The sequence below is a fragment of the Sandarakinorhabdus rubra genome (assembly GCF_010994245.1).
Lineage (GTDB): Bacteria > Pseudomonadota > Alphaproteobacteria > Sphingomonadales > Sphingomonadaceae > Sandarakinorhabdus > Sandarakinorhabdus rubra.
Genome location: NZ_WMHO01000093.1, coordinates 1 through 9,584, shown reverse-complemented (window position 1 = coordinate 9,584; position 9,584 = coordinate 1). Strand labels below are relative to the sequence as shown.

The 9,584-nt window shown below is 68.2% G+C and carries 10 protein-coding genes; 4 read left to right on the top strand and 6 right to left on the bottom strand.

Annotated elements, in window-relative coordinates:
* The 3 genes from GJV64_RS07485 to GJV64_RS07475 form a co-directional block, all read left to right on the top strand.
* The coding region (locus GJV64_RS07485) for an SCO family protein (protein ID WP_164156639.1) at positions 1 to 564 on the top strand (564 nt) is incomplete at its 5' end.
* Positions 554 to 1,003, top strand: a complete 450-nt coding sequence (locus GJV64_RS07480; RefSeq protein WP_164156638.1) for a YcgN family cysteine cluster protein — start codon at positions 554 to 556, stop codon at positions 1,001 to 1,003. The genes GJV64_RS07485 and GJV64_RS07480, both read left to right, overlap by 11 nt.
* A 9-nt stretch (positions 1,004 to 1,012) precedes the next feature.
* Positions 1,013 to 1,750: a M48 family metallopeptidase gene (locus GJV64_RS07475; RefSeq protein ID WP_164156637.1), complete on the top strand. Its 738-nt coding sequence runs from the start codon at positions 1,013 to 1,015 to the stop codon at positions 1,748 to 1,750.
* Here GJV64_RS07475 and GJV64_RS07470 read toward each other — a convergent pair.
* The 5 genes from GJV64_RS07470 to lptB all read right to left on the bottom strand — a co-directional run bounded on the left by GJV64_RS07470 (position 1,747) and on the right by lptB (position 6,930).
* Complete coding sequence (locus GJV64_RS07470; RefSeq protein ID WP_164156636.1) at positions 1,747 to 2,493, bottom strand: alpha/beta fold hydrolase; 747 nt, start codon at positions 2,491 to 2,493, stop codon at positions 1,747 to 1,749. The two genes, GJV64_RS07475 and GJV64_RS07470, sit on opposite strands and share 4 nt — an antisense overlap.
* Positions 2,493 to 3,257, bottom strand: coding sequence for a DsbA family protein (locus tag GJV64_RS07465; protein WP_235927647.1), 765 nt, complete (start codon positions 3,255 to 3,257; stop codon positions 2,493 to 2,495). Before GJV64_RS07465 ends, GJV64_RS07470 begins: the two co-directional genes overlap by 1 nt.
* Before the next feature lie 5 nt (positions 3,258 to 3,262).
* Positions 3,263 to 4,603 carry a M48 family metalloprotease gene (locus GJV64_RS07460; RefSeq protein ID WP_164156635.1) on the bottom strand — a complete coding sequence of 447 codons (1,341 nt, stop codon included), beginning with the start codon at positions 4,601 to 4,603 and terminating at the stop codon, positions 3,263 to 3,265.
* 62 nt (positions 4,604 to 4,665) lie between these two features.
* Positions 4,666 to 6,162 (bottom strand): RNA polymerase factor sigma-54, encoded by a 1,497-nt coding sequence (gene rpoN, locus GJV64_RS07455; protein WP_164156634.1) that lies wholly within the window; start codon positions 6,160 to 6,162, stop codon positions 4,666 to 4,668.
* Between the two features lie 15 nt (positions 6,163 to 6,177).
* Complete coding sequence (lptB, locus tag GJV64_RS07450) at positions 6,178 to 6,930, bottom strand: LPS export ABC transporter ATP-binding protein (protein ID WP_164156641.1); 753 nt, start codon at positions 6,928 to 6,930, stop codon at positions 6,178 to 6,180.
* Between the two features lie 173 nt (positions 6,931 to 7,103).
* Here lptB and GJV64_RS07445 point away from each other — a divergent pair, with 173 nt between their 5' ends.
* Positions 7,104 to 7,868, top strand: a complete 765-nt coding sequence (locus GJV64_RS07445) for a sulfite exporter TauE/SafE family protein (RefSeq protein WP_235927645.1) — start codon at positions 7,104 to 7,106, stop codon at positions 7,866 to 7,868.
* Here GJV64_RS07445 and GJV64_RS07440 read toward each other — a convergent pair.
* Positions 7,865 to 9,584: DNA translocase FtsK (locus GJV64_RS07440; protein WP_235927644.1), on the bottom strand; the 1,720-nt coding region annotated here is incomplete at its 5' end. The genes GJV64_RS07445 and GJV64_RS07440 overlap by 4 nt on opposite strands.

Sequence of the window (9,584 nt, the reverse complement as noted above, 5' to 3'; positions counted from 1 at the left end):
GGCGGGCTCGGCTGGCTGCGCTTTGCGCGCCCTGCCCCGGCCGAACCGCAGGGCAACCTGGCCGGCGCCAGCCTGGGCGGGCCGTTCACCCTCACCGACCAGGATGGCCGCCGGGTCAGCGACCGCGATTTCGCAGGGCGCTGGCGGCTGATCTATTTCGGCTATGCCTTTTGCCCCGATGTCTGCCCCACCGATCTGGCGCTGCTGGGCCGCGGCCTTGCCGCCTTCGAACAGCGCAGCGCGGCCGCTGGCGCCCGCGTGGCGCCGATCTTCATCACCATCGATCCGGCGCGCGACACGCCGGCGGTGCTCAAACCCTACGTGGCGGCCTTTCACCCGCGGCTTGTCGGCCTCACCGGCACGGCGGCCGAGATCGCCGCCGTCACCCGCGCCTTTGGCGTCTATGCAAAGCAGATGCCGGGCGGTGATGCCGATGCCTATCTGATGGACCACAGCGCCATGGTCTATCTGTTCGGGCCCGATGGCCGGCCGGTGGCCTTCCTGCCCCACGATGGCCTGAGCGCCGAGGCGATCACCGCATTGTTGGCCACCCATGTCCGCTAGACCCCAAGGGACTCCATTTTGGGAAACGACGCCGCTCCACAAGATGAGCCGCGAGCAGTGGGAAAGCATCTGCGACGGCTGCGGCAAATGCTGTGTCCACAAGCTGGAGGACGAGGACACCGGCGAGGTGTTCCCCACCAACGTCTGCTGCCGGCTGCTGGATACGGCGACGGCGCGCTGCAGCGACTATCGCAACAGGAAGGCGCTGGTGCCCGAATGCGTGCGCCTTACACCGGCCCGGCTCGACAGCATCGACTGGCTACCGGAAAGCTGTTCCTATCTGCGCGTCCATCGCGGGCAGGGGTTGGCGCCATGGCACCATCTGATCACCGGCGATCGCGATGCCATCCACCGCGCCGGCCAGTCGGTGGCCGGCAAGGTGATCAGCGAAGATCACGCCGGCGACCTTGAAGACCATATCATCGACAAGCCGCTCTGAGCCTGTCCCATGCTGCGCTGGCTGAAACCCGCTCTGCCCACCGAACTCACCATCGCCGGCCGCCCGGTGCCGGTCGTTGCGACCCGCCGGGCCGGTGCTCGCACGGTGCGCCTGAAGGCCAATGCCATCACCGGCCGCATCGAGCTCTCACTGCCCGGCCGCGGCGGCGAGGCGGCAGCGGCGACGCTGCTGAAATCACACCACGGCTGGCTGGAAGCCCGCGTGTCGCGCTGGCCGCGGCCGCTGCCCTTTCGGCCTGGTGCCCACGTCCCCGTTGATGGCGAGCCGGTGCTGATCGATTGGCATCCGGCCCATCCCCGCACGCCGCTGTTGGGACCCGGCCGGCTGCGTGTCGGCGGGCCGGCCGAAGCGCTGCCGGGCCGGGTCGAACGCTGGCTGAAGGCCCGCGCCCGGGCCGACATGGAAGCCACCACGCTGGCGCTGGCCGGCCAGATCGGCCGCAGGGTGGCGCGGGTCGCCATCGCTGATCAGTCCAGCCGCTGGGGCAGCTGCGCCGGCTGGAACCGCCCGGAAGGCGCGCGCATCGGGTACAGCTGGCGGCTGATCCTGGCCCCGGCCTGGGTGCGCCGCGCGATCGTGGCGCACGAGGTGGCGCATCTTGTCCACCCCGATCACTCGCCGGCCTTCCACGCGCTCAACCGCCAGCTTGATCCGCGCGCCACAGAGGCGCGCCGTTGGCTGGCCCGCCACGGCGCCGCGCTGCACTGGGTGGGGCGCGAGATTTAGGCCCGGTGGTCCAACCAGGCGGCAATGGCGGTGCCGAACTCGGGCTTGGTCACCGCGCTCATGTGGTTGCCGGGAATCTCCACCAGCGCGGCATTCGGCAGTGCGTGCGCCAGCGCCGGCGCCGAGCCATTGTCGCGGTCGTCAACGCCGCACAGCACGAGGCAAGGGGTTTCGATCTGCCGCAGCACGTCGATGGGCGTGGACACGAAACTGTCCAGCAGGAGGTCGACGGCGACAGGATCGACGCCATTCTGCTTCACGAAGGCGGCGGCGAAGGCTTCCGGGCTGCCGGCCGGCCAGCCGCTGGGTTGGCGCACCACGCGCTTGAAGAAGTCGGCGCGGGCGGTACCGCCGGTCAGCCCTTCCAGCCCCATGCCGGCAAGGATGGCACGGCCCGGCTGCAGGCCGCGCGCCAGCAGCCGCACCGTGGTGCGCGCGCCCAGCGAATAGCCGGCGATGTCGAACTCCGTCAGGCCCAGCTGGTCGATCAGCGCCTCGATATCCATGGCCAGCACGTCGGGCGGGTAGGCGCCCGGGTCATGCGGGGCGGCGCTGTCCCCATGGGCGCGAAAGTCCGGCATGATCACGCGGTGGCCGGCAGCGGCTATCTCGGCGGCCGCGCCATAGCGCCGCCAGTTCATCGCGCCGGACGAGAACAGCCCGTGCAGCAGGATCAGCGGCTGGCCGGCGCCCAGCTCGTGAACCACAAGCGCGGCGCCATCAAAGCCGGCAAACTTCTGCATCAGGCCGCCTTTGCGGCGCGGGCGGCGGCCACCGCCTCCTTCAGCCGGTCAAACCCCACGGCGCCCGACAGGATGCGATCCCCCACCACATAGCTGGGTGTGCCGGTGAGCCCGAGATTGCGGCCGAGTTCGAGATTGCGGTTCACCTCGGCCTTCAGGGCGGCGCTGTTCAGATCCTCGGTGGTGCGCTTCTCGTCCAGCCCGACCCCCTTCACGATGCCCATGGTGCGCGCCAGGCTCACCCGGCCCGGGCTGGCGAACATGGCGTCGTGGAACTGGCCATATCTGCCTTGCTGCGCTGCCGAGAGGCTGGCCATCGCCGCCTCGGTGCTGGCCGGAGACAGGACTGGGAAATCGCGATAGACGACCATCAGCTTGGGGTCCTCGCGCACCAGGCGCTGCACATCGGCATGGCCCTGCTTGCAGAACGGGCAGGCATAATCGAAGAACACGACCAGCTTCACATCGCCCTGGGGATTGCCGGCGATGGCGCCGGCGAACGGCGTTTCGATGGCCGCGCGGTTGGCCGCGAGCGCCTTTCGGGCCTCCGCCTGTTCCAGCCGGGCGACCGCTTCGGGAATGATCTCCGGGTGATTGAGGATATAGTCGCGCACGATCGCTTCGATGGCGGCGCGGTCGGGCGCGGGCTTGCCGCTGCTGTTCTGGGCCGCGGCCAGCGAGGCGCCAGCGCCGAGGGCGATGCTGCCCACTGCAAGCGCCAGTGTGGCCGCCATGCTGAAGCGCCGTTGCCAGAAACCCGCCATCTTGCTCACCTCTTCTTCTTGCGCTGCTCCAGCGCGTCGCCGGCCACCAGCATGATGTCGTCGGCGCGGATATAGTCCGGGGTCCCGGCCGGCAAGCCGTCGCGGGCCGCCCGTGCGTTCATCATCGCCCCCATGGTATTGCCTTCAAGGCTGAAGCGTTCCGCAGCCGCCAACGCGGCACGCGGCTTGTCGCCGCGCCGGTCATAGATCACGCCCAGCTGGTACCAGGTGAAGGGGTTTTCGCGGTCAAGACTCACTGATCGGCGCAGCAGCGGCTCTGCCTCGGCCTGCAGCTGCGGCGTTTCGCTGGTCACCAGCGCATGGCCCAGCAGCGTGAGGATCATCGGTTCCGTCGGCGCCCGCGCAACGGCCTTGCGCAACACTGGAATGGCATCGTCGACCTTGCCCGATTCGAGCAGGATCTGGCCCTCCAGCTCCAGGAAATAGGGATCATCCGGCGCCGTGGCGACCAGCCGGGCGGCTTCCGCCATGGCCTGATCGGGATAGCCGGAGCGGTGCCAGGCATAGGCCCGGGCATAAAGTGCTGCCGGCGTGGAGAGTCGCTCGGGATATTTCTGCAGCACCACCCGCGGCTCCTCGACATAGCCGACCAGCTTGCCCTTGATGCGCTCGAACCGCGCCTGCAGCCGGGGATCGATCGGCGCATTCCAGGCCGGATCCTTCTCGTAAACGGCGGTCAGATTGGCGATGCGCGTGCCCGACAGCGGGTGGGTGCGGACATATTCGTTGTTCTGCGGGATCGCGAGGCGGAACTCCTGATTCTGCAATTTCTTGAAGAAATCGAGCGAGCCCTTGCCCGAAATCCCGGCCTTCGACAGGAACACCGCGCCGGCCTGATCGGTGCGGCTTTCCTGATCGCGGGTGAAGGCCAGGAACTTGCCCATCGCCGCGGCCTGGCCCATCCCCAATATGGCCATGCCGGCTTCGCCTGCACCCATCGCCACGGCGGCGGCGGCACCGATCAGCGACAGCAGCGAGATTTTGCTGGCCGGGGCCGCGCCTTCACCGAAGCGCACGTTGTGGCCGGCCGCGATATGGCCCAGTTCGTGGGCGATCACGCCCTGCAGCTCGTTCACGTTGTCGGCCGTGATGATCAGGCCGGAATGGATGAAGACATTCTGCCCGCCGGTCACGAAGGCGTTGATGCTGTTGTCCCCCACCAGCACGAACTGCACGTTCTTCGGCTCCAGCCCGGCGGCCAGCACGAGATCGCGGCTGATGTCGCGGAAGAAGGCCTCTGTCTCGGCATCACGCAAGATGGATTGCGCGGTGGCCGGTCCAGCCAGGCCGAACAGCAGCAACAGAAGGGCAACAAGGCGGGCCATCCACACGCCGTTTGTCTATCATGGTTTAACCGGCGGTGAAGCGGCGGCATCGCCGCTGCCTCTCATGCCGCCCTGAGCGCCCGTGCCCGCCGGCGCTGCACCGATGATCCCAGTCCCAGCGCCTCGCGATATTTGGCCACCGTGCGCCGCGCGATGTCGAAGCCCTCGGCGACCAGCAGTTCCACCAGCCGGTCGTCGGACAGCACGTCGTCGCCCTCTGCGGCGATCAGCCGGGCGATGCGATCCTTCACCGCCAGCGCCGACGCGGTCTCGCCATCCCCGGAGGCGACGCCCGACGTGAAGAAATATTTCAGCTCGAACAGGCCACGCTCGCACAGCAGATATTTGTTGCTGGTCACCCGGCTCACGGTGGATTCGTGCATCTCCACCAGGTCCGCCACCTGCCGAAGGGTCAACGGCTTCAGTTGGCTGACCCCCACTTCGAAGAAGCCCTCCTGCAGCCGCACGATCTCGGTGGCGACCCGGATGATGGTGCGCGCCCGCTGGTCGAGCGCCCTCAGCAGCCAGTTGGCGCTGGCAACGCAGTCATTGAGAAAGCCATGGGTCGCCCTGTTGGCACCGGCGGTCAGTTGGGCCTGGTAATCGCGATCGATGATCAGGCGCGGCAAGGTCGCCTGGTTGAGGCTGATCTGCCAGCCGCCGTTGGCGCTGCGGGTCACGAACACGTCTGGCACCACCGGCGTTGCCGCATCGGCGGCAAAGCGCAGGCCGGGCTTGGGATCATAGCTCTTCAGCTCGCGGATCATGTCGATCACGTCCTCCCGGTCCTGCCTTGTGACACGCATCAGGCCGGCCATGTCGCCGCGCGCCACCAGATCGAGATTGAGCAGCAGGGCCTGCATGGCGGGATCGCAGCGGTCGACCGCGCGGGCCTGGGCGATCAGGCATTCCGACAGGCTGCGCGCCGCCACGCCCACCGGATCGAACATCTGCACGCGTTCCAGCACTGTCTCGCACCGCGCTGGCGTCACATCCAGCCGATCGGCAATCTCGTCGAGCGGCTCGACGAGGTAGCCGCATTCATCAAGCCCATCGATGATCAGCCGCGCAATGGCGAGATCGAGGCCGGCAAAGGCCGCGACGGCCTGGCGTTCCAGCACCTCGGCCAGCGTCTCGCCGGCGCCGGCAACGCGGTCGAAATCAAAGCCTTCCTCGTCGCCGCCACCGCGCTCGGCAGGCCGGTCAGTGGGGCTGTCAGACGCGCAATCATGGTGAAAACGCTCGCCAGTGTAATCGGCCTCCAGCGGCGCGTCCTGCTCGGGAATTCCGGCCTTCAGCAGGTCTTCGAGGCCGGTGCTGGTCACATCCTCGATCGGCGCCGGGGCGTCGGGGATGGCGTCCACGCCGCCCGCCATCACCGGCTCCGCAGGCTCGGTCGCCTCGCCGGCCACCAGCAGCGGGTTCTTCTCCAGCTCCTCGCCAATCCAGCCTTCCAGCTCGACATTGGTGAGGGTGAGCAGCTTGATGGCCAGCTGCAGCTGGGGGGTCATCACCAGCTGCTGGGACTGCCTCAGTTCAAGGCGCGGCCCCAGGGCCATGTCAGCGGCCTCGCCTCACAGGCTGAAATCCTCGCCCAGATAGACGCGGCGCACCGTCTCGTCGGCCACCAGCGCCGCCGGCGTCCCTTCGAACAGCACCCGGCCATCATAGATGATGCAGGCGCGGTTCACGATCTCGAGGGTCTCGCGCACGTTGTGATCGGTGATCAGCACACCGATGTCGCGGCTCCTGAGCTGCACGACCAGCGCGCGGATATCGGCGATGGAGATGGGATCGATGCCGGCAAAGGGCTCGTCGAGCAGCATGATCGAAGGGTTGGCCGCCAGCGCGCGGGCGATCTCGGCACGCCGGCGCTCGCCGCCTGAAAGCGCCATCGCCGGGGCGGCGCGCAGCCGGGTGATGTTGAACTCGCCCAGCAGCTCCTCCAGCCGGGCGGCGCGCGCGGCCGGATCGGGCTCCGAAACCTCCAGCACCGCCATGATATTCTGCTCGACGGTCATGCCGCGGAAGATGCTGGTTTCCTGTGGCAGATAACCGAGGCCGAGCGCGGCGCGGCGATACATGGGCAGGCCGGTGATGTCGTGGCCATCCAGAAGGATGCGGCCGGAATCCGGCATGGCGAGGCCCATGATCGAATAGAAGCAGGTGGTCTTGCCGGCGCCATTGGGGCCGAGCAGGCCAACCACTTCGCCGCGCCGAACCGACAGCGAGACATCGCGCAGCACCACCCGCTTGTCATAGCGCTTGCCGATCCCGTCCACCGACAGGCCACGCAACGCGTCGCCATTGTCCGGGCCATTGGCCATGTCGGTTCGCGCGAGGCTTTCGGTGCTGGTCATGACAATCCGGGAAGTTGGCCGGGAAGTTGGCGCGAATATTGCAGGGTCGAGCCACGCTACCGCCAAAACGCTTGCCCGCCAAGGCGCTGCACCCGCAAAAACTGTCGCCAAAGCGGTGATTTCGGTGCAATTCGCGCCGCATGGTTGCCCTGACCCTGCCCGAGCCTGCGATGCTCGCCCTGCTGCTGGGCGCCGGCCTGTGGGCGGGCGCGCAGAATGCGCTGGCCGGCGGCGGCAGCTTCATCACCCTGCCGGCGCTGATCGCCGCCGGGCTCGATCCCAAGCTGGCCAACATCACCTCCACCATGGCGCTATTTCCGGGGCAGATCACCACCGGCATCGCCGGGCGCCGGCTGGTGGCGGGCGCCGAGCGGCTGTCGTTCAAGGCGCTTGCCACAATTGCGCTCGCTGGCGGTGTTGCCGGTGCGGCACTGCTGAACGCCACGCCCACGCGCGTATTCGCTGCCATGGTGCCCTGGCTGGTGCTGCTGGCCACCCTCGTCTTTGCCTGGGGGGCCTTCGGGCCGAAGAAGTCGCTCGCCAAGCCGCCGCCGCCGGCCTGGGTGACCGTGCTCACCCAGTCGCTCATCGCGCTCTACAGCGGCTTCTTCGGCGGCGGGGCGGGCATCCTCACCATGGCCAGCCTCACCATCGCCGGCCTGCCGGTCAGGAACGCGGGCGGCACCAAGAACGTGCTGGTGTCGCTGTCGAACACCACGGCGGCGATCCTGTTCGCGCTCACCGGCAATGTCGCTTGGGTCCATGCGCTCGTGGTGGGCATCGGCGCGATGGCTGGCGGCTATGTCGGTGCAAGGGCGCTGGCGGTGGTGCCGGAACTGGCGCTGAAAGTGGCGGTGATCCTGATCGGGCTGGGGCTGACCGTGGGCCTGTTCGTCACGGCCTAGCGCCGCTGCCCATACTCGTCCATCAGCACTTCGCGGCGGCCCACATGGTCGGGCCGGCTCACAAAACCGTCCTGCTCCATGCGCTCGATCAGGCGGGCGGCGTTGTTGTAGCCGATCCTCAGATGGCGCTGGATGAAGCTGGTGCTGGCCTTCTGGTTCTTCGCCACCACGTCGATCGCCTTGGCATAGATGTCCGCCTCGTCGTCGCCGCGGCCGCCGCCCGACAGGCCGGCGCTGGAAAGATCAAGCTGCCCGTCAAGATCGGGCGGCTCTTCGGTGACGGCCTCGACATAGTCGGGCGAACCCTGCACGCGCCAGAAATCGGCCACCGCTTCCACCTCGTCGTCCGACACGAAGGGGCCATGCACGCGCACCAGCTTGCCGCCGGACATCCACAGCATGTCGCCCTTGCCTAGCAACTGCTCGGCGCCCTGCTCGCCCAGGATGGTGCGGGAATCGATCTTGCTCGTCACCTGGAAGCTGATGCGGGTGGGCAGGTTGGCCTTGATGACGCCGGTGATGACGTCGACCGAGGGGCGCTGCGTCGCCATGATGAGGTGTATGCCGGCGGCGCGCGCCTTCTGGGCGAGGCGCTGGATCAGGAATTCCACCTCCTTGCCGGCGGTCATCATCAGGTCGGCCAGTTCGTCGACCACCACCACGATCAGCGGCATCGGTTCGAAATCGAGCAGCTCTTCCTCGATGATCGGCGTTTCGGTCTCGGGGTCCCAGCCGGTCTGCACGCGGCGCACGAACGGCTTGCCGGCGCCCTGTGCCTCTCGCACCTTCTGGTTGAAGCTGGCGAGGGAGCGAACGTTCAGCTCGCTCATCTTGCGATAGCGGTCCTCCATCTGCTCCACCGCCCATTTCAGCGCGCGAATGGCCTTGGGCGGATCGGTGACAACGGGCGCCAGCAGATGCGGGATCCCGTCGTACATCTTCAGTTCCAGCATCTTGGGATCGATCATGATCAGCCGGCACTGCGCCGGGGTCATCCGGTAGAGCAGCGACAGGATCATGGCGTTGAGGCCCACCGACTTGCCCGAACCGGTGGTCCCGGCGATCAGCAGGTGCGGCATCGGTGCCAGATCGGCCACCACCGGATCGCCGGCGATATCCTTGCCCAGCACCAGCGGCAGGGTGACGTTTCGGCCATCGAAGGCGGCGCTGCCAAGCAGCTCCGACAGCGACACCGTCTCGCGAATCTGGTTGGGCAGTTCGATGCCGATGACATTCTTGCCCGGCACCACGGCGACCCGCGCCGAAAGCGCCGACATGGAGCGGGCAATGTCATCCGCCAGGCCGATCACCCGGCTGGCCTTGATGCCCGGCGCCGGTTCCAGTTCATACATGGTGACGACAGGGCCGGGGCGCACTTCGCCGATGCGGCCGCGCACGCCGAAATCCTCCAGCACGCCTTCCAGCAGGCGGGCATTCTGCTCCAGCGCGGCGGCATCGATGCGGGCGCGCGGGGCGGTGGGCGGCGGGCTGAGCAGGTCCAACCCCGGCAGCACCGCGGCATCACCAAGGTCGAGCGCCTGCTGCCGGTCGCGCCGCACGCGCTTGCCCGGCGCCGGCTGTTCCTCGCGCGCCACCACCGTGGGTCCGGGCTCCGGCTCTGGCACCGGCTCGGCGCGCTCGCGGCGCCGCGCCGGCGCGGGCATCGGCAGGGTCAGCGTGTCATCTTCATCCTCGGCCGCCCCGTCCTGCCACCAG

Bases quoted from the DNA above. Each gene is read 5' to 3' on its own strand.
- GJV64_RS07480 (WP_164156638.1), top strand. From the start codon at position 554: ATGTCCGCTAGACCCCAAGGGACTCCATTTTGGGAAACGACGCCGCTC.
- GJV64_RS07475 (WP_164156637.1), top strand. From the start codon at position 1,013: ATGCTGCGCTGGCTGAAACCCGCTCTGCCCACCGAACTCACCATCGCC.
- GJV64_RS07470 (WP_164156636.1), bottom strand. From the start codon at position 2,493: ATGCAGAAGTTTGCCGGCTTTGATGGCGCCGCGCTTGTGGTTCACGAG.
- GJV64_RS07465 (WP_235927647.1), bottom strand. From the start codon at position 3,257: ATGGCGGGTTTCTGGCAACGGCGCTTCAGCATGGCGGCCACACTGGCG.
- GJV64_RS07460 (WP_164156635.1), bottom strand. From the start codon at position 4,603: ATGGCCCGCCTTGTTGCCCTTCTGTTGCTGCTGTTCGGCCTGGCTGGA.
- rpoN (WP_164156634.1), bottom strand. From the start codon at position 6,162: ATGGCCCTGGGGCCGCGCCTTGAACTGAGGCAGTCCCAGCAGCTGGTG.
- lptB (WP_164156641.1), bottom strand. From the start codon at position 6,930: ATGGCCAATGGCCCGGACAATGGCGACGCGTTGCGTGGCCTGTCGGTG.
- GJV64_RS07445 (WP_235927645.1), top strand. From the start codon at position 7,104: ATGGTTGCCCTGACCCTGCCCGAGCCTGCGATGCTCGCCCTGCTGCTG.